This is a genomic window from Arthrobacter sp. P4_F10 (assembly GCF_056401435.1).
The window spans coordinates 35,586-60,167 of record NZ_JBFUJJ010000012.1 but is presented as its reverse complement, the minus strand read 5'-3'; the positions used below and the strand labels follow the sequence as shown (position 1 = coordinate 60,167).

The following is a 24,582-nucleotide window of genomic DNA, read 5'->3' as shown; positions in this document are numbered from 1 at the left end:
CGGGCCCGCCCGTAAAGTTACCGGCCAGTAGGTGTCGCAGAACACACCTTGGGGGAACCGCATACTAGGCTTAGCGGTACCCCTTGCGGGCCTATGGATACCTAAGGAGCTGTCGTGCGAGAAATCATTGTCCCGCCACTGGTGAATGTCGATCCGGACACCAACGTCACCGATCTCGTAGTGCGCCAGGCGGCCAAGGCCTCCAACCCTGCGCTTTTCTCGCGGCTCGACGCGGCGGGCCAGTGGCAGGACGTCCGCGCCACGGATTTCCTGGCCGACGTGTCGGCCCTGGCCAAGGGCCTCATGGCCAGCGGCGTGGCGGCCGGCGACCGCGTGGGCATCATGTCCCGCACGCGGTATGAATGGGCCCTGATCGACTTCGCCATCTGGTTCGCCGGCGCCGTTTCGGTCCCGATCTATGAGACCTCCTCCCCCTCCCAGGTGGCGTGGAACCTTGGCGATTCCGGCGCGGTAGCCGCGTTCGGCGAATCCGCGCATCACGAGGACATCATCCGTCAGGCCGCCACCTCCGAAGGGCTCACGGCCCTGCGTCATGTCTGGCAGCTCGAGGGCGACAGCCTGGAGGAGGTCCGTGCGGCTGGAGCCGGCATCAGCGACGCCGAGCTCGAAGCGCGGCGCGGCCAAGCGTCCCTGAACGATATCGCCACGATCATCTACACCTCAGGAACCACCGGCCGGCCCAAGGGCTGCGAGCTGACCCACGGCAATTTCGTGGAACTGTCCGAGAACGCCCTGGTCACGTCGCTGGGCAAGATCGTGCACGAGCAGGCCAGGACCATCATGTTCCTGCCCATGGCCCACGTCTTCGCACGCTTCATCTCCGTGCTGGCCGTCGCAGCCGGCGTCACGGTGGCGCACACACCGGATATCAAGAACCTGCTGCCGGATCTGCAGAGCTACAAACCGACCTTCATCCTCGCCGTCCCGCGCGTCTTCGAAAAGGTCTACAACTCCGCCCTGACCAAGGCCGAGGACGGCGGCAAGGGCGCCATCTTCCACCGCGCTGCGGACACCGCCATCGAATTCTCCCGGGCCCGGCAGGCCGGCAAGGTGGGGCTCGTGCTGAGGCTCAAGCACGCCTTGTTCGACAAGCTCGTGTACAGCAAGCTTCGGGCCGCCATGGGCGGGCACGTCGCCCATGCCGTTTCCGGCGGCGGCCCGCTCGGCGAACGGCTGGGCCACTTCTTCCAAGGCATCGGCATGCAGATCCTGGAAGGGTACGGGCTGACCGAAACCACGGCGCCGGTCACGGTCAACACCCCGGACCTGATCAAGATCGGCACCGTTGGCGCCCCGATTCCCGGCAACTCCGTCAGGATCGCGGACGACGGCGAGATCCTCACCAAGGGCGTGTGCGTCATGCGCGGCTACTACAAGCGCGATGACCTGTCCGCCGCGACCTTCGACGAGGACGGCTGGTTCCGCACGGGAGACATCGGCCAGCTGGACGAGGCGGGGTTCCTGACCATCACGGGGCGCAAAAAGGAAATCATCGTCACGGCGGGCGGCAAGAACGTGGTTCCTGCCCTGCTGGAAGACCAGATCCGGGCGGACGCGCTTGTCTCGCAGGTGCTCGTGGTGGGCGACAACCGCCCGTTCATCGGCGCCCTTGTGACCCTGGACGAAGAGGCCCTTCCCGGCTGGCTGGGCCGCCACGGACTCCCGGCCTCGACCTCGCTTGCCGAGGCTGCCGGGCACCCGACGGTCAAGGCCGCCGTCCAGGAGCTCATCAACCACGCCAACCAGTCTGTGTCCCAGGCTGAGGCGATCAAGTCCTTCCGGATCGTGCCGGCCGACTTCACCGAGGCCTCCGGCCATCTGACCCCTTCCATGAAGGTCAAGCGGGCGCAGGTGCTCAAGGACTTCGAGAACGTGATCGAGGAGATGTACAGCGCCAAACGTCCCACCCTCGCGTAGGCAACGGACGCCCGCACCACAGCAAAGGGCCCTTCCAGCTTCGGCTGGAAGGACCCTTTGTCTGTGTTCCGGGTTGTTTCTGCTGCCGCTATTCGACGACGAGCAGCAGATCCCCGCCCTGGACCTGTTCGATCGAGCCGACGGCGAGGCGCGCCACGGTGCCGGCCACCGGCGTCGTGATGGACGCTTCCATCTTCATGGCCTCGATCGTGGCCACCGTGTCGCCGGCCTTGACCGTGTCGCCGGCTTTGACGGTCAGCGTGACGGCACCGGCGAACGGCGAGGCCACCTGGCCCGGCTGGGAGGCATCGGCACGTTCGGCGGCCTTGACGTTGCTCACCACTGAACGGTCACGGACCACCACGGGCCGGGACTGGCCGTTGAGCGTGCACATGACCGTCCGCATGCCCTTTTCGTCCGGCTCGGAGACGGCCTCGAGCGAGGCGATCAGGTGGACGCCCTTCTCGAGTTCGATCTCGTGCTCCGCACCGCGCTGCAGCCCGAAGAGGTAGTCGCGCGTGTCCAGCACCGAAAGGTTGCCGTAGGACTCGACGCTCTTCTCGTAGTCCTTGGTGGGACCGGCGAAGAGCAGCCGGTTGAGGGTGCGCCGACGGGTCTTGGAGTCGCCGTTGAGCGCGGCGCTGTCCTCGGTGCTGAGCTCGACGTCGCGGACCTTGACGTTGCGGCCCTGCAGCGCCTTGGTCCGGAAGGGCTCGGGCCAGCCGCCGGGCGGGTCGCCGAGTTCGCCGGAAAGGAAGCCGATCACGGAATCCGGGACATCGTACTTCTGCGGGTTCTCGTTGAAGTCCGCGGGATCGGCGTTGAGGCCCACCAGGTGCAGGGCGAGGTCGCCCACCACCTTGGACGACGGCGTCACCTTCACCAGGCGGCCGAGGATCCGGTCCGCCGCGGTGTACATGTCCTCGATCGCCTCGAAACGCTCGCCCAGGCCCAGCGCCATCGCCTGCTGGCGCAGGTTGGACAGCTGTCCGCCCGGAATCTCGTGCTGGTAGACCCGGCCGGTGGGGCCCGGCAGCCCGGACTCGAACGGCGCGTAGACCCGGCGGACGGCTTCCCAGTAGGGCTCGAGGGCACAGACGTTCGCGAGGCTGAGGCCGGTGTCGCGCGGCGTGTGGGCCAGCGCGGCGACGAGGGCCGAGGCCGAGGGCTGGCTGGTGGTTCCGGCAAGGGAGGCCGAGGCCACGTCCACGGCGTCCACGCCGGCATCCACGGCCGCGAGGAGCGTGGCCAGCTGGCCGCCTGCGGTGTCGTGGGTGTGCAGGTGGACGGGGAGGTCGAACCGCTCCCGCAGCGCCGAGACGAGGCGTGCCGCGGCAGCCGGACGCAGCAGCCCGGCCATGTCCTTGATCGCGAGGATGTGCGCCCCGGCGTCGACGATCTTCTGCGCCAGCTCCAGGTAGTAGTCCAGGGTGTAGAGCGTTTCCTCCGGATCCAGCATGTCCGCGGTGTAGCAGAGGGCGACCTCGGCGACGGCGGTACCGGTCTCGCGGACGGCCCGGATGGCCGGGGCCATCTGGTTGACGTCGTTGAGGGCGTCGAAGATGCGGAAGATGTCGATGCCCGTGGCGGCGGCCTCGTTGACGAACGCCACCGTGACCTCTTCCGGGTAGGGCGTGTAGCCGACGGTGTTGCGGCCGCGGAGCAGCATCTGCAGGCACAGGTTCGGCATTGCCTTGCGCAGGGCAGCAAGACGGTCCCACGGGTCTTCGCCGAGGAAGCGCAGGGCGACGTCGTAGGTTGCCCCGCCCCAGGCCTCGACCGACAGCAGCTCCGGGAGCAGCTTGGACTCGGCCGGACCGGCCGCCACGAGGTCGCGGGTGCGCACACGGGTGGCCAGCAGGGACTGGTGCGCGTCGCGGAAGGTGGTGTCCGTGACAGCCACGGCGTCCTGCGCGCGCAGGGCCCGCGCAAATCCTTCCGGGCCGAGCTCCAGGAGCCGCTGCCGGGACCCCGGCCGGGCCTCAGTGTCATCGAGGGCCGGAAGCTTGTCCGCCGGGTCCGTGTGGACCCGCAGTTCGCCGTTGGGCTTGTTGACGGTGACGTCGGCAAGCCAGGTCAGCAGCTTGGTGCCGCGGTCTGCGGAGACCCGCGCCTTCAGCAGCTGGGGCCGTTCGTCAATGAACGAAGTGGCCACATCCCCGGCGACAAAGTCGGCGTCGTCGAGGACGGCCTGCAGGAAGGAGATGTTGGTGGACACCCCGCGGATGCGGAATTCGGCGAGGGCGCGGCGGGCGCGGGCGACGGCGGCCGGGTAGTTGCGGCCGCGGCAGGTCAGCTTGACCAGCATCGAGTCGAAGTGCGGGCTGATCTCCGCACCCGAGTAGACGGTGCCGCCGTCGAGCCGGACACCGGCGCCGCCGGCCGAGCGGTAGCCGGTGATCTTGCCGACGTCGGGCCGGAAGCCGTTGGCCGGGTCCTCCGTGGTGATGCGGCACTGCAGGGCGGCGCCCTTGAGCTGGACGCTCTCCTGCGACAGGCCCAGATCCGCGAGGCTCTCACCGGCGGCGATGCGCAGCTGCGCCTGGACGAGGTCGACGTCGGTGACTTCCTCGGTGACGGTGTGCTCGACCTGGATGCGCGGGTTCATTTCAATGAACACGTGCTGGCCGGCGCGCTCCCCTACTGTGTCGACAAGGAATTCGACCGTACCGGCGTTGACGTAGTTCAGCGCCTTCGCGAACTTCACGGCGTCGCGGTACAGCGCCTGCCGGATGCCTTCGTCGAGGTTCGGGGCCGGTGCGATCTCCACCACTTTCTGGTGGCGGCGCTGGATGGAGCAGTCACGCTCGAAGAGGTGCATGATGTTGCCCTGGGCATCGGCCAGGATCTGGACCTCGATGTGCCGCGGGCGCAGGACGGCCTGCTCAAGGAACATGGTGGGGTCCCCGAACGCGGCGTCCGCTTCGCGCATGGCGGCCTGCAGGGCCTCCGGGAGCGCTTCGCGGGTGTCCACGCGGCGCATGCCGCGCCCGCCGCCACCGGCGACGGCCTTGGCGAAGATCGGGAAGCCGATCTCATCCGCGGCGGCGATCAGCTCGTCCATGTCCTTCGACGGCTGGCTGGACTTGAGCACCGGGACGCCGGCCTTGCGGGCGGCCTCCAGGGCGGCAACCTTGTTGCCCGCGAGTTCCAGGACCTCCGCCGGCGGGCCGACGAACGTGATGCCGGCCGCCTTCGCGGCCCGCGCCAGGCGCGGGTTCTCGGAGAGGAAGCCGTAGCCGGGGTAGATGGCGTCCGCCCCGGACTCCTTGGCGACCCGCACCACCTCGTCTACGTCGAGGTACGCCCGGACCGGGTGGCCCTCTTCGCCGATCAGATACGCCTCATCGGCCTTCTGGCGGTGAATAGAGTTGCGGTCCTCGTGGGGAAACACAGCGACAGTCTTGGCACCCAGCTCGTAGCTCGCGCGGAAAGCGCGAATCGCGATCTCGCCGCGGTTGGCCACCAGAATCTTAGAAAACATACTTCTCCTGCATCATCGCGGGCGTATCGGTAAGTGCTCACAGTGTCTAGGACCTGTGCGGGCAAACACAAATCATTGTGGCCACTGTCACAGCATTATCCGTCACGGACGCTGCGATGGGCAGGGCCCCGGCCATAGAGCTTTCCCCGCCGGCCCGGTTCGCGAGGTTCCGGCGCCCCCGCGCCGGATGAAACGGGATTCGCCGGAGCATCAACATATGATGAGTGGGTGGGTGGCGCATGCACGCCCCGGCTCCGAAGAACGCAGGAGCCGGCACGACCCCGTCTCGGCAACCGGCGTTAGGTATTGGTTTTTCAAGTGCAAGTAGTGAGCATCAGCAGCCTCAAAGGCGGTGTCGGCAAGACATCCGTGACCACTGGACTGGCATCGGCAGCATTGGCCGCCGGCATCCCCACCCTCGTCGTTGACCTTGACCCGCACGCTGACGCCAGCACCGCCCTCGGCGTGAGCCCGGACGATCAGCTCGATATCGGCAGGATGCTGAGGTCGCCCCGGCGGGCGCACCTGGCGGACAACGTGGTTCCCAGCGGCTGGGTGGAGCGCGCCAGGATCAACGGCGCCGCCAACGGCCGCGCCAATGGTAGAACGCAAGCCGGCGCTGCAACCTCAGTCCTCGACGTAGCCGTCGGCTCTGCCTACACCGGCATCTACGACCGGCCTGACCTGGGCCGCCGCGACCTCCGCCGGCTTTCCACTGTGCTGGCCGGCGCCACGAACTACGAACTCGTCCTGGTCGATTGTCCCCCGTCGCTGAACGGCCTGACCCGGATGGCCTGGTCCGCAAGCGACAAGGTGACCCTGGTGGCCGAACCCGGACTCTTCTCGGTGGCCGGCACGGAGCGCACCATGCGCGCCATCCAGCTGTTCCGGCAGGAATTCGCGCCCAATCTGTCCCCCGCCGGCATCGTGGCCAACCGGGTGCGCAGCGGCTCGGCCGAACACACGTTCCGGCTCTCGGAGATGGAATCCATGTTCGGCCAGCTGCTGCTGAGCCCGCACATCCCTGAGCAGGCCAACTGGCAGCAAATCCAKGGCGCGGCCCACTCCATCCACCACTGGCCCGGAGACTCGGCCAAGAATGCGGCCGGACTCTTCGATGCCCTGCTGCAGAACCTGCTGCATCCCAACGGCGCGGCCCCGGCCGGCACCGTCCGCGACCGCAGCCAGCGCTGACCAGCGACCGGCGCACCCGGGCGCAACGCTCAACGAACTGAGGCCGCCTCCCTGTCCGGGAGGCGGCCTCAGTCTTGTCTGTAACGGTGTGTGCTAGCCGATCTTGCGGGCCGCGCGGCGCTTGCTCAGTTCGTCGTCGGGAAAGGACTGGTCCGCGGCGTGTTCGCTGGGAAGGGCTGCGAGGCTTCCTTCAACTTCGCGCCACACACGGCCGACGGCGATGCCGAACACCCCCTGGCCGCCCTGGACGAGATCAATCACTTCATCCGCCGACGTGCACTCGTAGACGCTCGCACCGTCGCTCATCAGCGTGATCTGGGCGAGGTCTTCGACGCCGCGCTCCCGCAGGTGCTCCACGGCGGTGCGGATCTGCTGCAGGGAGACGCCGGTGTCCAGGAGCCGTTTGACTACTTTAAGGACCAGGATGTCGCGGAAACCGTAGAGCCGCTGGGAGCCGGAGCCGGCTGCGCCGCGGACGGCGGGCTCAACCAGTCCGGTGCGTGCCCAGTAGTCGAGTTGGCGGTAGGTGATGCCGGCCGCCTTGCAGGCGGTGGGCCCGCGGTAGCCCGCATCTTCGTCCAGAACGGGAAGATCCTCGGTGAACAGCAGGCCTTGGGCACCGCTGGCGGGCACAGCAACGCCGGCCGTTGCGGCCTGCTTCAGCTCGCCTGCTTCGCCTTTCGGACTCACGTGGACCCTCCTTGTTGTGGGTTCCCCTGGGTAAGTTGCATCGGCAGCATTATCTGTGAACAGCTGCACGACACAGGATGATGACTTCACCCGTGTAATTCAGCCGGGGCTGCACTTTCCAGTGTGACTTGCGCGGCTACCGTATGCAATGGGAACTTGTACCTCCGACGTTAGGCCTGCCAGGGCCCAAGGTCAAAGACGTTGGGGCTATTCGGCGGGCGTGTCGAAAGTTTCATCCTCGGCTTTAACGTTTGGCGCCGCCACAGCTGTCCCCGGCGTTTCAGAAACCTCACCCGTAACAGGCGCACCAACAACCCCGGCAGCCTCCTTGGCTCCGGTTGCCGGGCAGTTCAGCCGCCGAAGTCTTCCGGTTCGACGTCGTCGAGGAACTCGCGGAAGCGCCGCAGTTCGCCTTCCTCGTCCACGGCGGGTCCGGGATGCGTGTCCTCGCCCTCGTCGTGTTCGGTGATCCGGACGCCGGCCTCGTCCATGACGGCGTCGGCACACCAGATCCGGCACTTGGCGCGCAGGCCAAGCGCCAGGGCATCCGAGGCGCGGGAGCTTACGGTGGTTCCGTTCTCGAACTGCAGCTGCCCGTAGAAGATGTTGTCCTCCACTGCGACGATGTTGACGCTGACGATGCTGTGGCCGAGGGCCTCGACAACGTCCACCAGGAGGTCGTGGGTCATCGGCCGGGGCGGGACGACTCCCTGCTGGGCCAGGGCAATGGCGCTGGCTTCCGGAGTCCCGATCCAGATCGGCACGTGGCGCTCACCATGGATTTCCTTGAGCAGGACAAGCGGCTGGTTGGACGGCAACTCAATCCGCACGCCGACAATCTCCACCTCAATCATCAGATGTCCATCCTTGAGATGCGGTCATGGACCAGCGCCTGGTGCAGGGACAGGCAGAGGTCGCTGATTTCCCGGGCAGCCTCGGCGGCGCGGGCGTGGGAGGCCGCGTCTTTGCGGGACGTCAGCGTGGCCACTGCGCGTTCCACGAGCCCGAATTCGCGGTCGGCAGCCGCCTGGAACGGCCGCAGGTGGCGGGGCTCCAGGCCATGGCTCTCCAGCTGGACGCAAGCCCGCGCCACCTGCAGGGCGTGTTCGTCGAACTTGCCGTTCACGTGCCCGATCAGGCCGTAGCTCAAGAGGGATTCCAGCAGCGGGACGCTCGCCCCGGATTCAGCACGGAGCTGCTCCTCGCTGAGCCGGCGCGCACGGCTCTGCAGCTCGGTGGCGAGCTCCTCGGAGACGACCCGCGGGGAGAGCGTGACCCCTGCCGGCAGGTTTTCCGGCCGTTCGCCCCGGTCGATCGCGTCAAGGTAGTCCTTGATGACCTTTAGCGGCAGGTACTGGTCACGCTGGAGGGACAGAACGAAGCGCAGCCGTTCGACGTCGTTCTCGGAATACTGTCGGTAACCGGCAGGGGTCCGCTGCGGGTTGATGAGTCCCTTTTCCTCAAGGAACCGGATTTTTGACGCCGTCATGCTGGAAAAGTCGTCGCTCAGTTGAGCCAGGACTTCCCCGATGTTCAGAACCTGGGGTCCGCGCCGATCCGCATGTGCCGTGGCCACAGGCAGCTACCCCCGGAATCAGACGTTGCCTGCTGCGCGGGCAGGGCTGAGGTAGAAGGTGAGGCGGAACTTGCCGATCTGGACCTCGTTGCCGGACTTCAGTTCCACGGAGTCCACGCGGTCGTGGTTGACGTAGGTGCCGTTCAGGCTCCCGGTGTCCACTACCTCGAAGCTGCGCGCGGTGCGGCGGAATTCCACGTGCCTGCGGGACACGGTGACGTCGTCGAGGAAGATATCGGCGTCCGGGTGGCGGCCCGCCGTCGTGACGTCCGAGTCCAGCAGGAACCGCGCGCCGGCGTTGGGGCCGCTGTGTGCCACGAGCAGGGCCGATCCGAAGGGAAGGGCCTCGACCGCTACCCGCTCCTCGGCCGAGAGCTTCGGCGTGAAGTTGGGTTCATCGCGCACCGGAGTGAGGTTGATCGACGTGGTCTCCGAAGCTTTCACTCCACCCGTGCCGTAACCGTCACCGGTGTCGTTCCGTTCGTGCCCAAACATTGAGTCCTCCTCATTCGTTGCAGGTGTCCCCCCTGCAAACAACGCATGCCGTCCGGAAAAGCCTCGCAGTCCCGGTATTGAGGCCTTTCGGCGGGGCGCGGCTTGTTTTGTTATCCCAACAACACACTCCGGCGACCCCGGACCGAACGACCTCTGTCTTTAGCCTACCTGCTGTTCATACTCGGATGCACTGAGCAGGGACTCTACCGCGTCGGCTTCCGCGAGCTTGATTTCGATCAGCCAGCCGTCACCGTACGGATCCGAGTTAATAAGGGCGGAATCGGTGTCCAGAGCCTCGTTCCGGGCCACCACCTCGCCCGTCACGGGGGCGTAGATGTCGCTGACGCTCTTGGTGGATTCGACTTCTCCAACCACGTCATTGGCCTTGATGGTTGTCCCCACTTCAGGCATCTGGGCGTAGACGACATCCCCGAGGGCGTCCTGGGCAAAATCGGTGATGCCGACGCGCACAATCCCGTCAGCATTGGGGGCCGAAACCCATTCGTGTTCTGCGGTGTAGGACAGGTCTTCGGGAATGATGCTCATGACGGGCCTTTCATCGGGTCAATCACCTATGCGGCGGCAGTCGTTTGTTCTAGCCGCCGCTGAAAGTATAGGCATATCCGGCAGGGGCCGGGGAGGGATCTGAGAAGATGGTGCGATGTCAGAACATGCGCCGCTGTGTGTCAGGAACGTGAACAACCGGGGCGCCGGGACCCTCCGGACCCGCAGGGGCTAGGCCATGCCTGAGCTTCCGGAAGTTGCGGCCCTGACGGACTTTCTCCACGAGCACCTGCGCGGGGCAGTTGTGACGAAGATCCAGCTGGTCTCCTTCGCCGTGCTCAAGACGGCAGACCCCCTCTTCACCGACCTCGAGGGCAGGGCCGTCAGCGGGGTGCGGCGGTTCGGCAAGTTCGTCAGCATGGAAGCCGACGGGCTGCATTTTGTCTTCCACCTGGCGCGGGCCGGCTGGGTCCGCTTCACTGACACGCCCACCGACGCCCAGCTGAAAATGGGCAAGGGGCACATCGCGGTGCGGCTGACATTTTCCGGCGCTTCCGGCCCGGTGGGCATGGACCTGACCGAGGCGGGCACGAAAAAGAGCCTCGCGGTCTATGTGGTCCGCGATCCGAACGACGTTCCCGGCATCGCCGCGCTCGGACCGGATCCGTTCAGTCCAGACTTCGACGTCGACGCCTTGGCCGGGATCCTCGGTTCCAGTTCCCACCAGATCAAGGGCGTCCTGCGGAGCCAGAGCATTATTGCCGGGATTGGGAATGCGTACAGCGACGAGATCCTGCACGCCGCCAGGATCTCGCCTTTCGCCCTCGCCAAGTCCCTGGACCGGACGGACGTCCAGCGCCTCTACGACGCCGTCCACACCATTCTGGGCACGGCCGTGAAGGAAGCCCAAGGCAAGCCGCCCAACGAACTCAAGGACACCAAGCGGAGCCACATGAGGGTCCACGGCCGCACCGGCGAAGCGTGTCCGGTGTGCGGCGACACGGTTCGGGAGGTCTCCTTTGCGGACACCGCCCTGCAGTACTGCCCGACGTGCCAGACGAAGGGGAAGATCCTGGCCGACCGCCGGACTTCGCGCTTCCTGAAATAGGCGCTTCTTGAAACGGGCACCGGCGTCTGAATCCCTTGCGCTGGCGCCTCCTGAGCGAACACGATACAAGGACACCTTTCAACGGCGCCTGAGGGAGTTGTCTCCAAGATGCGAATGCTGATTATGGGTCCCCCGGGGTGCGGCAAGGGCACCCAGGCCGAACGTTTGTCCCGGCGCCTCGGCATCACCGTGGTGTCAACCGGCGAGGTATTCCGCGACCATGTGAGGAACCTGACGCCGCTGGGCCGGGAAGTCATTGTGCATCTGGATGCGGGCGACTTGGTGCCCGACACCCTGACGAACCGTGTGGTGCGTGAGCGGCTGAACCAGAAGGACGTCAGGGCAGGGTTCCTCTTGGACGGGTACCCCCGAAACACGGCTCAGCTGGCTGAACTCGACGTCATCCTTGCCGCCAACGGACAGGTTCTGGACGTTGCGGTCCAGCTGACGGTTGACGACGGCGAACTTGTCCGCCGAATGCTCCACCGCGCCACTTTGACCGGACGCAGCGACGATACCGAGGACGTCATCCGGCACCGTTTGGAGCTGTACCACCACGAGACTGAGCCTGTGGCCTCAGCATACTCACAGCGCGGGATCCTCCTGAGCGTCAACGGCATGGGAAGCGAGGATCAGATCTTCGGCCGGCTGCTCGCGGCGCTCCGCGCGTCCTTCCCCGCGGCCATACCCGATGCCAACACTGCCTCCATGGACGGAACGGCGCCGAACTGAGTCGCCCTCCAAAACAGAAAACCCCGCCATTCCTTCGTCAGGAATGGCGGGGTTTCGTCTGTTGGTCGGGCTGACAGGATTTGAACCTGCGACCCCTTGACCCCCAGTCAAGTGCGCTACCAAGCTGCGCTACAGCCCGCTGGTTCCACCGTTCTCCGCTGGGAAGTCTGCCCGGATTCGCTCCAGGTTTTCTTCCAAGCAGTCCGGCCGAACCACCTCCAAAAGCTTACACGATCCCGGAGGGTGCCTGTGACAATTTCATGCTGTCACGCCCAAGGTGTGTCGGAATTAACGTTTCTTGCCGCGCTTTTCACGTACACGCATGTTGACCTCGATCGGCGTGCCCTCGAAACCGAAGGTCTCGCGGAGGCGCCGGGTGATGAAGCGGCGGTATCCCGGATCCAGGAATCCGGTGGTGAACAGCACGAACTTCGGCGGCCGGCTGGACGCCTGGGTGCCGAACAGGATGCGCGGCTGCTTGCCGCCGCGGACCGGGTGCGGGTGCGCTGCCACGAGTTCGCCAAGGAACGCGTTGAGGCGTCCGGTGGGGATGCGCTTGTCCCAGTTCTCCAGGGCAATGTCCAGGGCCGGGACCAGCCGGTCCTTGTGCCAGCCAGTCAAGGCTGAGATGTTCACGCGAGGGGCCCAGGCGACGTGTGCCAGGTCCTGCTCGATTTCGCGTTCCAGGTAGCGGCGGCGTTCGTCGTCGAGGAGGTCCCATTTGTTGAAGGCGAGCACCAGGGCGCGGCCGGATTCGACGGCGAGCTGCAGGATGCGGACATCCTGCTCGCTGAGCACTTCGTCCACGGCCAGGAGCACGACGGCGACCTCAGCCTTTTCGAGCGCGCTCTGGGTGCGCAGGGAGGCGTAGAAGTCTGCGCCCTGGGCCATGTGCTGGCGGCGCCGGATGCCGGCGGTGTCCACGAAGCGCCACGTGCGGCCGCCGAGTTCGATGAATTCATCGACCGGGTCACGGGTGGTGCCGGCGGTGTTGTCCACCACCACGCGCTCGGAACCGGCGAGCTTGTTCAGCAGCGAGGACTTCCCGACGTTCGGGCGGCCGATCAGGGCGATGCGGCGGGGTCCGCCGGAGCGCTCGAGGCCCTCGATCAGGGAGTACTCCGGGAGGGTGTCCATGACGTGGTCCAGGAGGTCGGCCACGCCGCGGCCGTGCAGGGCCGAAACCGGGTACGGTTCGCCGAAGCCGAGGCCCCAGAGGGTTGCCGAATCGGCTTCCTGGGCGAAGTCGTCCACCTTGTTGGCCACCATGATGACCGGCTTCTTCGACTTACGCAGCATCTTCATGACGCCTTCGTCGGTCGCGGTTGCGCCCACGGCGGAGTCGACGACGAACAGGACGGCGTCCGCGAGTTCTACAGCCATCTCGGCCTGCTCCGCCACACGGGCGTGGATGCCGCGGGCATCGTGTTCCCACCCGCCGGTGTCCACTACCGTGAAGTTGCGGCCGTTCCAGTTCGCCGAGTACATGACGCGGTCGCGGGTGACGCCGGGGGTGTCCTCGACGACTGCCTCGCGGCGGCCCAGGATCCTGTTGACCAGGGTGGACTTGCCCACGTTGGGCCGGCCGATGATGGCCAGGACAGGATCCAGTTTGACCGGACCGTCAAAGTCCTGGTCGTCGAACTGGCCGCTCAGCAGCGCGGCGTCGTCCTCGTCCAGCTCGTAGTCGTCAAGGCCGGCCCGAAGGGAGGCCGCGCGTAGCTCCGCTTCGTCATCGTCCAGGGCGGCGAGGTGTTCAGCCACCTGGTCGGTGCCGGTGGGCGTGTATTCGTCTTCGCCGGCGCCAAAATTGCCGGAGGTTTGAGTCGTATCGCTCATTGCACTTTCCTTAGGTGGTGATCTGCCGGCGTCCCGGCTACTGCAACATGTCGTTCGTGCGGGGATTCCGCGTGGGGCAGGGACTGCCCGGTTCTTAGTACTGAGTCCTGGACATGGCGCGCTAGCGCGGCCCGGATTTCGGTTCCCGCCCTGTCCATTGAAACACGCCCGGTCTCACCGGGCCTGCGGCTGACGTTGATGGCACCGCCGAAGCTGACATGCAGCCGCCGGCGGGGCGGGGGAACCGTGTCCAGGTGTTCGCCGCCGATTCTGGTGCCCAGGATGGCGACGGGAACCACTGTGGCGCCGGAGTTGAGCGCCAGCCAGGCGACGCCGTTGTTGATCGCGGCTGCCTCACCGCTCCCCCGGGTGCCTTCGGGCAAAATCCCGACACACCGGCCGGCGTCGAGCAGGCTCCGGGCCGTGGCCAGAGCCGCACGGCCGCCGCGGCGGTCGACGGGCAGCTGGCCCGACGCCGCCAGCACGCGGCCGAGGAGCCCGGTGAACATCTCCTGCTTGACGAGGATGTGCATGGGCCGGGGCGAGGCGCCGTACATGACGGGTCCGTCGAGGAAGCTGATGTGGTTGCCCGCGAAGATGACAGGGCCGGCCGCCGGGACGTTGGACCGTCCGGTCACCGAGGTGCGGTAGACGAGGTGGTCCAGGATCCAGCCGACCGGCCGGCTCCACGCCGTCGTCCAATGGCCGGGCAGGGAGGCGTGCACGCCCGCCTGCCAATCTGCGCGCCCCTCAGTCACCGTGGACGGTCCGGTGTGGGACAGCGGTGTGGTTGACCACCGTGTCCACGATGTCGAGAGCGGCCTGAACCGTCTCGTCGAAGTCCAGCTCCGAGGAGTCGAGCGTGACGACGCCGTCGGCGGCTGTGGTGAAGTTCACAACGGTGGAGTCCCTGGCATCGCGGTGCGTGACCTGGGCTGCCAGTTGCTCGGCGTTCTGGCTCCCGCCCAGCTGGATGCCGCGGCGGCGCAGCCGGGCTTCCTCGCTGGCGGTCAGCAGCATCCGGACCTCGGCATGGGGCGCGACGACGGTGGTGATGTCCCGGCCCTCGACCACCATGCGGCGGTGGTGCTTTTCGATCAGCTCCCGCTGCCGGCGGATCAGTTCCGTACGTGCGCCCAGGGTAGTGGCGACGGCGCTGACGGCCGCGGAAATGGCCGGCTCCCGGATGGCGAGAGTGACATCGTGGCCGCCGACGCGGACGTACTCTTCCTGCGGACTCGTGCTGATTTCCAGCGGGAGCGCCTCAGAGGCGGACTCGACGGCCGCCCCGTCGTCCAGGTCCGTGCCGTTCTCCAGGCAGAACCACGTCAGGGCGCGGTACATCGCGCCTGTGTCGAGGTAGGCCAGCTTTAGCCGGCGGGCCACCTCTTTGCTGACGCTGGATTTGCCGGAGCCGGAGGGGCCGTCGATGGCCACCACGAGGCTTTTCCCGGGGCGGAGCACGTCCACTGTCTCGATGAGTTCCTGGGTCATTACTGGAGTACCCGCCATCCGCGGTCGTTGAGGGCTTCGATCAAAAGGTCGTGCTTATTGGGCAGGACGGAAATTTCCACCATGCCCACATTCTGTCCCGAGGAGTGGTCGAGGCGGAGGTCCTCGACGTTGACGCCGATCTCGCCGATCTCGGTCAGGAGCTTGGCGATCTGTCCCGGCGTGTCATCCACCAGGACCGTCAGCCACGAATAGGCCTGCGGGGGTCCGCCGTGCTTGCCCGGGATCCGGGACTGGCCGGCGTTGCCTTCGCTGATCAGCTGGGCAAGGTCCAGCCGGGCACCAGGAGCGGTCGGGGCCTCCAGAGTGCCGATCAGCCGGTTGAGGTCCTCGCGGACTCCGTGCAGGATCTCCACCACCTTGTCCGCGTTCGCGCCCAGGATCTGGACCCAGAGCGTGGGATCGCTCGCAGCGATCCGGGTGACGTCCCGCAGCCCGTTCCCGGCCAGGGAAAGGGCGTGCAGGGGCGTGCCCTGCAGGCGGCTGGCCACGAGCGAGGACATCACCTGCGGCAGATGTGAGACAAGCGCCACGGCTTCGTCGTGTTCGTCGGCGGCGAATTCGGACACGACGGCGCCGAGATCGCCGGCCAGCGAACGCGCCACCTGCAGGGACTCCGGCAGAGTCTCTTCCGCGGGGCACACGACCCACGGCATGGAGGTGAACAGCTCGCCGCGGGCTGCGACGGGGCCGGATTTCTCGCGCCCCGCCATGGGGTGGGTCCCCACGTAGCGGCCCACGTCGGCACCGCGGCTGCGGAGATCGGCCAGGATGGACGCCTTCACACTCGCGATGTCCACCACGACGGCGTGCGGGTAGTCCCGGAGCGCGCCGGCAACGACGTCCGCCGTGACATCCGGCGGCGCCGCCACTACGACGAGCTCCGGCTGGTCCCCGTCGAGGCGCGCCAGTGGCAGGCCGGCGCCGATGTCAACGGCGACGGCCCGGTTGGTCGGCGAGGGATCCGAGAGGAACACAGCGACACCGCGCCCCCGCAGCCCCAGCCCGATGCTGGTGCCCAGGAGCCCGGAGCCCAAGACGACCACCGGGCCGTTCAGGTGGCCGCGGCCGTGCGTGCGGAAAGCGGACATGCTTACAGCCCCACGGATGCCAGCAGGTGGCCGACTTCCTGCTTGCCGAGGTTGCGGATGCTGCCCTGGCGCTGGTCGCCCAGACCGATGGGGCCAACCTTGACGCGGACCAGGCGCAGCACGGGGAAGCCAACGGCGTCGAACATGCGCCGGACGATCCGGTTCTTACCCGAGTGGAGCACGACCTCGATCAGCACGTGGCCGGGGGTCGAGTCGACGAGCTTGAAGGAGTCCACCGAGGCGATACCGTCCTCGAGTTCGACGCCGGCCTTGAGTTCGGCGCCGATGCCCTGCGGGAACGGCCCGCGGACCTGCACGAGGTAGGTCTTGGGCACTTCGTAGGACGGGTGCGTCAGGCGGTTGGCAAGCTCGCCGTCGTTCGTCAGGAGCAGGAGCCCTTCCGTGGCGACGTCGAGCCGGCCCACGTGGAACAGGCGTTCGCCGTGGTGGTTGCGGACGAAATCGCTGATGCACGGGCGGCCATCCGGGTCCTCCATGGTGGAGACAACGCCCTTGGGCTTGTTGAAGACCATGTAGACCATGTTCTCGTCCAGCTGGATGCGCAGTCCGTCGACGTGGATCACTGCCGTTTTCGGGTCGACGCGCACGCCGAGCTCGGTGACCACCTGGCCGTCGACCTCGACGCGGCCTTCGGCAATCATTTCTTCGCAGACGCGCCGTGAGGCGACTCCGGCGGAGGCCATGACCTTCTGGAGGCGGGTGCCGTCGGCGTCGTGCAGCTCAGACTGCGGCACCTCGCGGCGCGGTCCGCGGTTGCGGACTGGCTTGCTCACCGGTCCGAGGTTCTGGCCGAAGCGTTCGCTGCCGAAGGCCCGGGGACCGGCGAACTTGGCGGCGCCGGTGCGCGGCTTGGGCTTGAGGGCACCGGGGGTGCCGGGGGTCTTGCCGAAGCCGGGCTTGCGGGCGGCGGCCTTGCGGGCTGCTTCCTTGCCAGATGGCGCTTTGGACTTCCAGTCAGCGGAGGCCTGGCGGGCAGCCGACGGCGCGCCGTCGGGACCCTGGAGGTCCGGATCGATGAAGGCCTCTTCGCGAGGCTTGGGGTGCTTGAAGGGGCGGTCTCCGCCGCCCTTGGAGAAGTCACGGCCTCCCTTGCCGCCGGCGGCGCGCGGTCCGCCGCCCTGGACCGGGCCGCGTGCGGTCTTGCCCTGGCCTCTGCTTTGTCCGGCACTGCTTTGTCCGGCACTGTTGCGTCCCGAACTGTTACGTGGTGAACCCTGGCGTCCCGCCTGTGTCATGACCCGTCCTTACGTTGGTGGCCCGCGGCCGCTGTCTCCCGACAACACCCGCCGGCCGGGCAAATTATTCTGCCCGGTGGATACTCTTGTGCAGACGTTGTGCCCGCACAAGATACTTCTTACATTCTTCCTGCGTCGTAGTACTCCTCGATGCCTTCCAGACCCGGAAGGTGGGGGGAAAGCTGTGGCAATTCAGCCACAGAGCCGATTCCCATCCGCTCAAGGAAATACGATGTCGTGCGGTACAGGATTGCCCCGGATTCGGGATCAGTTCCCGAGTCCTCGATCAGCCCCCGCTGCGTCAGCGTCCGCACGACAGAGTCGACGTTGACTCCTCGAATTGCAGACACCCGCGCCCTTGATACGGGCTGGCGGTATGCGATGACGGCGAGCGTTTCGAGCGCCGCCTGCGTCAGCCTGGCTGTTTGTCCTTCCAGCACGAATCCGCCAACGATCTCGGCGAACTCCGCGCGGGAATAGATCCGCCAGCCTCCGGCGATATTCCGCAATTCAAAACCCCGGGGGGCGGCATTGTTGCCGTCAGTTTTGCCAGTGTTGCTACTGGTGTTGGTGCTGTTCTGGCTGGCGACGTCCGCATCCGGGGCATTAACAGTATAGCCGTTATAATCACGCTGCAGTTCAGCCAGGAGGGACTCGACGACGTCGACCGTCAGGTCCAGTCCGGCGGCGAGGGCCATGGTTGTGGCCGGTTCGTCGATCACCATCAGGACGGCTTCGAGGGCCGCGCGGGCCCCGCCGGGCAGGCTCTCGACGTCCGGCCGCGTGTCCGGTTCGGCGTCCGGTTCGGTGTCCGGCAATCGTTCGTTCACGGCTGGTCCTCGTATTCTTCACTCAGGTTTTCGCTGCTCCACCCGTCGGCATCGGCCGTCCAGTGCACGGTCAGCTCGCCCAGCGGCAGCAGCTGGTCAAAGCCCACCGCGCGGTCGCGGAACAGTTCCAGCAGGGCCAGGAACCGCGCCACCACCACCAGCGTGGATTCGGCGTCGGCGATCAGCGCCCGGAACGTCAGCGGCGTCCCCAGCCGCAACCGGTTCCCCAGCAGCTCGGCCTGTTCCTTGACGCTCACGGGCGTACCGTGCAGGTGCGCGAGGCCTACTTCCGTGGGGGCGGCCTCCTTGGGCTTGAGGGCCGCCTCGGCCAGGGAAGCGAACTGCTCCGGGGTGTGCCGCCAAAGAAGTTCCGGAAGGAGGGCAGCAAAGTGTCCCTCCAGGGCAACCTGCCGGGGATACCGCCGGGCTTCGAGCTCAAGGGTGGAGCCGATCATGCCGGCCACGTGTTTGAAAGCCTTGTACTGCAGCAGCCGGGCGAACAGGAGGTCCCGGGCCTCCAGCAGGGCAATGTCCTCATCGTCCTCGACCTCGCCTGCGGGCAGCAGCCGGGCCGCTTTGAGGTCCAGGAGCGTGGCCGCAATCACCAGGAATTCGCTGGCCTCATCCAGTGCCCATTCCTCCCCCAGCTGCTGCAGGCCTCGAATGTACTTGATGAATTCGTCTGTGACCGTGGACAGCGCCACCTCGGTGATGTCCAGCTGATGCTTGGAGATCAGGCCGAGCAGGAGGTCGAACGGGCCGGTGAAGTTGGCGAGCCGCACTTCGAATCCGGGCTTCTTCCCGGACGACGCAGCCAGGTCAGGTGCTGCGGGGACGGCCGGGCCTGCGGACTGCGCGGAATCCGCGCGTGTGTCGAACTCCGCCGGCATGTCGAGAGTCGCCGGCATGTCGAGCTCCGCTGGCGGAGAGAAGGCGCCTGCCACGATCCTGGCTAGGGCGCGCCGCCGCGCGAGATCAGCTCTTTGGCCAGGCGGCGGTAGGCGTCGGCACCGACGTGGTTGCCCGCGTAGGTTGTGATGGGCTCGGCTGCAACCGTGGCGTCGGCGAACTTGATGGAGCGCTTGATGACGGTTTCGAAGACCTTGTCACCGAAGGCCTCCACCAGGCGGGCGATCACTTCCCGGCTGTGAAGGGTCCGCGCGTCGTACATCGTGGCGAGCACGCCGTCGACCTGCAGGCGCGGATTGAGGCGGTCCTGGACCTTGTCGATGGTTTCCACGAGCAGCGCGACGGCGCGCAGGGCGAAGAATTCACAGATGAGCGGGATGATGACGCCGTGGGCGGCGGTCAGCGCGTTGACCGTGAGGAGCCCGAGTGAGGGCTGGCAATCGATCAGGACGACGTCGTAATCGTCTTCGACCTTTTTCAGCGCACGGTCCAGGACCTGCTCGCGGGCCACTTCGTTGACCAGCTGCACCTCGGCGGCGGAGAGGTCGATGTTGGCAGGGAGCAGATCCACGTTTTCCACGCCGGTCTTCTGGATGGCGTCGCGGATGTCCACTTTGCGGTCCATCAGCACGTTGTAAACGGTGAGATCGAGCTCGTGCGGGTTAGTGCCCAGGCCGGCGGACAGGGCACCCTGCGGATCGAAGTCGACCAGGAGCACCCGGCGGCCGTATTCGGCCAGGGCTGCGGCGAGGTTGATCGTGGACGTGGTTTTGCCCACGCCGCCCTTCTGGTTCACCATGGCAATCACCCGCGCAGGACCGTGGGAAGACAGCGGTGCGGGCTCCGGAAAGTCGCGATGGGGCCGCCCGGTGGGACCCATAACGGCGTCTTCCAGGTCGAATTCGGTGCCTTCCAGAGTTGCTGAACCCTGCTCGCTGCTCACGTATCTATCCACACTTTCGATGACGGTGATTGTCGTGCTTCATATTGCCGCCTCCGGGCTCCCAGAGCCCAGCGCGTTCCTCCCAAGGTTACAGCGCCCGACACGGTATTCGCCGGACCTTGACACTGGCGCGGGCGCTGTGCCTTGACGTTCTGGTTGAAGTCGAAGGTTGCGGCCTCCGGCCGGGCACGACGGCCGGAGCACGCCGGCAGCTTTGGCGGGAGCGGCTACGGGAGGAAGACAGCCGGCGAGGGGCGGCTCCGAGCCTAGTGCAGGCATATTGAAGTTTGTACCCCGCGGGCCTACATTGAAACGACGAGGTGGCAGCAGCTCATGCACGAACTTGCGATTACCCAAAGTCTTGTGGAGGCGGTCCTGAACCGGACCGGCGACCGCCCCGTCACGGGCGTCAACCTGCGAATCGGCCCCTTGAGCGGTGTCCTGCCGGACGCAGTGCGCTTTTGCTTCGAAGTGGTTTCAGCTGACACGCCGCTGGCCGGGGCAGCCCTCACTATCGATGAATCCGAGGGCCGGGCCAGGTGCCGCAGCTGCCGCGACGAATTCGTCCTCGAGGACATATTTCTGCTCTGTCCGTGCGGCAGCGCCGATGTCGAAATCGTCAGCGGCCGGGAACTCCTGGTCACGTCGGTGGAGGTTGCATAGGTATGTGTGCGACGTGCGGATGCGGCGACGACGCCGGAACAAGGGTTTCCGACCTCGACGGAACGGTGCAGAATACGCTGCACGCTGCAGCAGCCCCGCACGAGCATCCGCATCCCCACGATCACGGGCACGAACATCCGCACGATCACGGGCCTGACGGGCACAGCCACGCGCCTGATGGACGGACGCTCATTTCCCTGGAGGAGAATCTTCTCGCCAAGAACGACCTCCTGGCCGCACGGAACCGGGGATGGCTGGAAGGACGCGGCATCCGGGCCTTCAATGTCATGAGTTCCCCCGGGGCCGGCAAGACCACGCTCCTGGTGCGGACCATCCGGGAACTGGCCGGAGAACTGGACATCGGTGTCGTCGAAGGCGACCAGGAGACCTCGCTGGACGCCGACCGGATCCGGTCCACGGGGCGGCCGGTGATCCAAATTAACACCGGAGCAGGCTGCCACCTGGATGCCGGGATGCTGCAGCGGGCCCTGGACGCACTGGACCCTGGACCCGGCTCCACAGTCTTCATCGAAAACGTGGGCAACCTGGTGTGCCCGGCATTGTTCGACCTCGGCGAATCGGCCAGGGTCGTCGTGATCTCAGTTACGGAGGGCGATGATAAACCGCAGAAATACCCCCACATGTTCCTGGCTGCCGACCTGGTGATCATCAACAAAGCAGACCTGCTCCCCTACGTGGAGTTCGACGTCGAGCGCTGCGTTGGCCAGGCGCGCCGGCTGAATCCCGGCGTCGACGTCCTGACCCTGTCAGCTACCACCGGCGAAGGCATGGATGGCTGGCTGGAGTGGATCCGGAAGAATCCCCACGCGGCGACGGCCGCCGTCGGGAGCGCACCGCGCTCCGGTGGACTACGCGTTTGACCTGCTGACGCAACATTCGAGCCGCAGCCGCAGGGCGGGGCTCCGAAGGAGGCAACGATGCCTACAGCTACTGCATTGAAAGCGGAAGAAACTTTGATCCACGTCCTGTGGATCAACGCCGGACTCAGCTGCGACGGTGACTCCGTGGCCCTGACGGCGGCAACCCAGCCCAGCGTCGAGGAGATAGCCCTCGGGGCGCTTCCCGGACTCCCCAAAATCGCCATGCACTGGCCGCTGATCGACTTCGAATGCGGCCCGCAGCAGGGAGCCGACGACTTCCTCGAGTGGTTCCGCAAGGCGGACCGCGGCGAGCTGGAGCCGTTCGTGCTGGTGGTGGAGGGGTCCATCCCGAATGAGAAGCTGCACGCCGCGGGCGGCTACTGGGCTGCCTTCGGCAACAACCTTGAGACCGGACAGCCGATCACCACCAGCGAGTGGTTGGACCGGCTGGCCCCCAAGGCGACGGCGATCATCGCGGCGGGAACCTGCGCGACCTACGGCGGCATCCATGCCATGGCCGGGAACCCCACCGGGGCCATGGGGGTGCCCGACTATCTCGGATATGACTGGCGGTCCAAGGCCGGAATCCCGATCGTGTGCGTCCCGGGCTGCCCCATCCAGCCGGACAACCTGTCAGAGACCATGACATATCTGCTGTATCAGGCCACCGGGCAGGCACCCATGATTCCCCTTGACGAGGCGCTCCGGCCAACGTGGCTGTTCGGCCAGACGGTGCACGAGGGATGCGACCGCGCCGGGTACTACGAACAGGGCGACTTCGCCACCGAATACGGGTCCCCGAAGTGCATCGTCAAACTCGGCTGCTGGGGACCTGTGGTCAAGTGCAACGTGCCCAAGCGTGGCTGGATGAACGGAATCGGCGGCTGCCCGAACGTGGGCGGCATCTGCATCGGCTGCACGATGCCGGGATTCCCGGACAAATTCATGCCGTTCATGGACGAACCTCCTGGCGGCAAACTGTCCACCGCGTCGGTCATGCCCTACGGCAAGACCATCAGGACACTGCGGAACATCACGAAGCACACGCTGGACCAGGAACCACGCTGGCGCAAACCCGGCAATGAACTGCTGACCGGCGCCAAGCGGACCTGGTAGGGACGCTAAGCAGAGAGGCAATGCAATGACTTCGACGATTCCGATGCCTTCGGCGGACGGTTCCGCGGGCGAAAACCTGGTGGAGATGGCCTGGGACCCGATCACGAGGATCGTCGGCAGCCTCGGCATCTATACCAAGGTCGACTTCAAGAACAACGAAGTGGTGGAATGCCACAGCACGTCATCGATATTCCGCGGCTATTCCATCTTCATGCGCGGCAAGGACCCCCGGGACGCCCACTTCATCACCAGCCGGATCTGCGGAATCTGTGGCGACAACCACGCCACGTGCTCCTGCTACGCGCAGAACATGGCCTACGGGGTGAAGCCTCCGCACCTCGGCGAATGGATCGTCAACCTGGGCGAGGCTGCCGAGTACATGTTCGACCACAACATCTTCCAGGAGAATCTGGTCGGCGTTGACTACTGCGAGAAGATGGTCTCCGAAACCAACCCGGCGGTGCTCGCCAAAGCCGAGAACACGCCGGCCCCGCACGCGGCCGAGCACGGCTACCGCACCATCGCGGACATCATGCGCTCGTTGAACCCGTTCACCGGGGAGTTCTACCGCGAGGCGCTGCAGGTGAGCCGGATGACCCGGGAAATGTTCTGTCTGATGGAGGGCCGGCATGTCCATCCCTCCACGCTTTACCCGGGCGGCGTGGGCACCGTGGCGACGATCCAACTGATGACGGACTACATCACCCGGCTCATGCGCTACGTGGAGTTCATGAAGAAGGTCGTGCCGATGCACGACGACCTGTTCGATTTCTTCTATGAGGCACTTCCCGGTTACGAGCAGGTGGGGCTGCGGCGCACCCTGCTGGGCTGCTGGGGTTCCTTCCAGGATCCGGAGTTCTGCAATTTCGCCTACAAGGACATGACGGAGTGGGGCCGGAAGATGTTCGTCACCCCCGGGGTGGTGGTGGACGGCAAACTCGTGACCACGGACCTGGTGCGGATCAACCTGGGGATCCGCATCATGCTGGGCTCGTCGTACTACGAGGACTGGGGCGACCAGGAAATGTTCGTCACCCGCGATCCGCTGGGCAACCCGGTGGACCGCCGGCACCCTTGGAACCAGCACACCAACCCGCGGCCGCAGAAGCGCGACCTGGAGGACAAGTACAGCTGGGTAATGTCGCCACGGTGGTCTGACGGCGAAAACAATCTGGCGCTGGATACCGGCGGCGGACCGCTTGCCCGGCTGTGGTCCACCGCCCTTGCTGGACTCGTCCAGACCGGCTACCTCAAGTCAACGGGCAGCAGCATCCAGATCGAGCTGCCCAAGACGGCGCTGAAGGGCCCGGTGACCCTGGAATGGAAGATCCCGCAGTGGAGCAACACGCTGGAGCGCAACCGGGCGCGGACCTATTTCCAGGCCTACGCGGCCGCCGCTGCACTGCACTTCGCCGAAAAGGCACTCGAGGAGATCCGGGCGGGCCGCACTAAGACCTGGGAGTCCTTTGAGGTGCCGGACGAAGCCATCAGTTGCGGCTTCACCGAAGCCGTCCGCGGCGTGCTCTCCCACCACATGGTGATCCGCGACGGCAAGATCGCCAACTATCATCCCTACCCGCCGACGCCATGGAACGCGAGCCCGCGCGACTCCGAGGGAACGCCGGGTCCGTACGAGGACGCGGTGCAGGGCCAGCCCATCTTCGAGGAGAACGACCGCGATCATTTCAAAGGCATCGACATCATGCGCACCGTCCGGAGCTTCGACCCCTGCCTGCCGTGCGGCGTCCACATGTACCTGGGGGACGGGCAGACGCTGGACCTGCTGCACTCCCCCACGCAGTCGCTCACCGGTGAGTAGCC

General features: G+C 66.3%; 22 protein-coding genes and 1 tRNA gene. 8 read left to right on the top strand and 15 right to left on the bottom strand.

Features of this window, described 5'->3' with window-relative positions:
* Positions 1 to 114: 114 nt before the first annotated feature.
* Entirely contained in the window at positions 115 to 1,938 is a 1,824-nt protein-coding gene (locus AC1DR1_RS13905; RefSeq protein WP_229992555.1) for an AMP-dependent synthetase/ligase, read from the top strand.
* An 88-nt stretch (positions 1,939 to 2,026) separates the two neighbouring features.
* Here the strand turns inward: AC1DR1_RS13905 and AC1DR1_RS13900 are convergent, their stop codons facing one another.
* On the bottom strand, positions 2,027 to 5,422 hold the full coding sequence (locus AC1DR1_RS13900; RefSeq protein ID WP_229992554.1) for a pyruvate carboxylase: 3,396 nt from the start codon (positions 5,420 to 5,422) through the stop codon (positions 2,027 to 2,029).
* Positions 5,423 to 5,740: 318 nt separating this feature from the next.
* Between AC1DR1_RS13900 and AC1DR1_RS13895 the strand changes: the two genes are divergently transcribed.
* Complete coding sequence (locus AC1DR1_RS13895; RefSeq protein ID WP_476992761.1) at positions 5,741 to 6,616, top strand: ParA family protein; 876 nt, start codon at positions 5,741 to 5,743, stop codon at positions 6,614 to 6,616.
* A gap of 93 nt (positions 6,617 to 6,709) precedes the next feature.
* Here AC1DR1_RS13895 and AC1DR1_RS13890 read toward each other — a convergent pair whose 3' ends face one another.
* From AC1DR1_RS13890 to gcvH, 5 genes are all read right to left on the bottom strand, one after another.
* The gene (locus AC1DR1_RS13890; protein WP_018772320.1) at positions 6,710 to 7,306 is read right to left on the bottom strand and encodes a MerR family transcriptional regulator; all 597 of its coding nucleotides are present in this window, start codon (positions 7,304 to 7,306) and stop codon (positions 6,710 to 6,712) included.
* Positions 7,307 to 7,656: 350 nt separating this feature from the next.
* Entirely contained in the window at positions 7,657 to 8,160 is a 504-nt protein-coding gene (locus tag AC1DR1_RS13885) for a bifunctional nuclease family protein (protein WP_229992552.1), read from the bottom strand.
* On the bottom strand, positions 8,160 to 8,882 hold the full coding sequence (ftsR, locus tag AC1DR1_RS13880) for a transcriptional regulator FtsR (protein ID WP_229992551.1): 723 nt from the start codon (positions 8,880 to 8,882) through the stop codon (positions 8,160 to 8,162). The genes AC1DR1_RS13885 and ftsR overlap by 1 nt, the downstream gene beginning before the upstream one ends.
* Before the next feature lie 18 nt (positions 8,883 to 8,900).
* Positions 8,901 to 9,377 (bottom strand): FHA domain-containing protein, encoded by a 477-nt coding sequence (locus AC1DR1_RS13875; protein ID WP_229992550.1) that lies wholly within the window; start codon positions 9,375 to 9,377, stop codon positions 8,901 to 8,903.
* 159 nt (positions 9,378 to 9,536) lie between these two features.
* Positions 9,537 to 9,923, bottom strand: coding sequence for a glycine cleavage system protein GcvH (gene gcvH / locus AC1DR1_RS13870; RefSeq protein ID WP_229992549.1), 387 nt, complete (start codon positions 9,921 to 9,923; stop codon positions 9,537 to 9,539).
* 196 nt (positions 9,924 to 10,119) lie between these two features.
* Here gcvH and AC1DR1_RS13865 point away from each other — a divergent pair, with 196 nt between their 5' ends.
* On the top strand, positions 10,120 to 10,989 hold the full coding sequence (locus AC1DR1_RS13865; protein WP_229992548.1) for an Fpg/Nei family DNA glycosylase: 870 nt from the start codon (positions 10,120 to 10,122) through the stop codon (positions 10,987 to 10,989).
* Between the two features lie 114 nt (positions 10,990 to 11,103).
* Complete coding sequence (locus AC1DR1_RS13860; RefSeq protein WP_229992579.1) at positions 11,104 to 11,721, top strand: adenylate kinase; 618 nt, start codon at positions 11,104 to 11,106, stop codon at positions 11,719 to 11,721.
* Positions 11,722 to 11,783: 62 nt separating this feature from the next.
* Here AC1DR1_RS13860 and AC1DR1_RS13855 read toward each other — a convergent pair.
* From AC1DR1_RS13855 to AC1DR1_RS13815, 9 genes are all read right to left on the bottom strand, one after another.
* Positions 11,784 to 11,860: transfer RNA gene (locus AC1DR1_RS13855), tRNA-Pro, on the bottom strand.
* Positions 11,861 to 12,009: 149 nt separating this feature from the next.
* Positions 12,010 to 13,560 (bottom strand): ribosome biogenesis GTPase Der, encoded by a 1,551-nt coding sequence (gene der, locus AC1DR1_RS13850; RefSeq protein ID WP_229992547.1) that lies wholly within the window; start codon positions 13,558 to 13,560, stop codon positions 12,010 to 12,012.
* Positions 13,557 to 14,285, bottom strand: coding sequence for a lysophospholipid acyltransferase family protein (locus tag AC1DR1_RS13845; RefSeq protein WP_364743904.1), 729 nt, complete (start codon positions 14,283 to 14,285; stop codon positions 13,557 to 13,559). The genes der and AC1DR1_RS13845 overlap by 4 nt, the downstream gene beginning before the upstream one ends.
* 25 nt (positions 14,286 to 14,310) lie before the next feature.
* Complete coding sequence (cmk, locus tag AC1DR1_RS13840; RefSeq protein WP_229992546.1) at positions 14,311 to 15,054, bottom strand: (d)CMP kinase; 744 nt, start codon at positions 15,052 to 15,054, stop codon at positions 14,311 to 14,313.
* Positions 15,054 to 16,163 (bottom strand): prephenate dehydrogenase, encoded by a 1,110-nt coding sequence (locus AC1DR1_RS13835; protein WP_476992760.1) that lies wholly within the window; start codon positions 16,161 to 16,163, stop codon positions 15,054 to 15,056. The genes cmk and AC1DR1_RS13835 overlap by 1 nt, the downstream gene beginning before the upstream one ends.
* Before the next feature lie 2 nt (positions 16,164 to 16,165).
* Positions 16,166 to 17,419, bottom strand: coding sequence for a pseudouridine synthase (locus AC1DR1_RS13830; protein WP_476967220.1), 1,254 nt, complete (start codon positions 17,417 to 17,419; stop codon positions 16,166 to 16,168).
* Between the two features lie 119 nt (positions 17,420 to 17,538).
* Entirely contained in the window at positions 17,539 to 18,144 is a 606-nt protein-coding gene (gene scpB / locus AC1DR1_RS13825) for an SMC-Scp complex subunit ScpB (RefSeq protein WP_229992577.1), read from the bottom strand.
* 101 nt (positions 18,145 to 18,245) lie between these two features.
* Positions 18,246 to 19,139: a segregation and condensation protein A gene (locus tag AC1DR1_RS13820; protein WP_476967229.1), complete on the bottom strand. Its 894-nt coding sequence runs from the start codon at positions 19,137 to 19,139 to the stop codon at positions 18,246 to 18,248.
* A gap of 62 nt (positions 19,140 to 19,201) precedes the next feature.
* Positions 19,202 to 20,101, bottom strand: a complete 900-nt coding sequence (locus tag AC1DR1_RS13815) for a ParA family protein (RefSeq protein ID WP_476967219.1) — start codon at positions 20,099 to 20,101, stop codon at positions 19,202 to 19,204.
* A gap of 333 nt (positions 20,102 to 20,434) precedes the next feature.
* Between AC1DR1_RS13815 and AC1DR1_RS13810 the strand changes: the two genes are divergently transcribed.
* From AC1DR1_RS13810 to AC1DR1_RS13795, 4 genes are all read left to right on the top strand, one after another.
* Positions 20,435 to 20,764, top strand: coding sequence for a hydrogenase maturation nickel metallochaperone HypA/HybF (locus tag AC1DR1_RS13810; RefSeq protein ID WP_229992541.1), 330 nt, complete (start codon positions 20,435 to 20,437; stop codon positions 20,762 to 20,764).
* Positions 20,765 to 20,829: 65 nt separating this feature from the next.
* On the top strand, positions 20,830 to 21,645 hold the full coding sequence (gene hypB, locus AC1DR1_RS13805) for a hydrogenase nickel incorporation protein HypB (protein ID WP_476992759.1): 816 nt from the start codon (positions 20,830 to 20,832) through the stop codon (positions 21,643 to 21,645).
* Between the two features lie 57 nt (positions 21,646 to 21,702).
* Positions 21,703 to 22,761, top strand: a complete 1,059-nt coding sequence (locus AC1DR1_RS13800; protein ID WP_229992539.1) for an NADH-quinone oxidoreductase subunit B family protein — start codon at positions 21,703 to 21,705, stop codon at positions 22,759 to 22,761.
* 25 nt (positions 22,762 to 22,786) lie between these two features.
* Positions 22,787 to 24,580, top strand: coding sequence for a nickel-dependent hydrogenase large subunit (locus AC1DR1_RS13795; protein WP_476992758.1), 1,794 nt, complete (start codon positions 22,787 to 22,789; stop codon positions 24,578 to 24,580).
* The last annotated feature ends 2 nt before the right edge of the window (positions 24,581 to 24,582 follow it).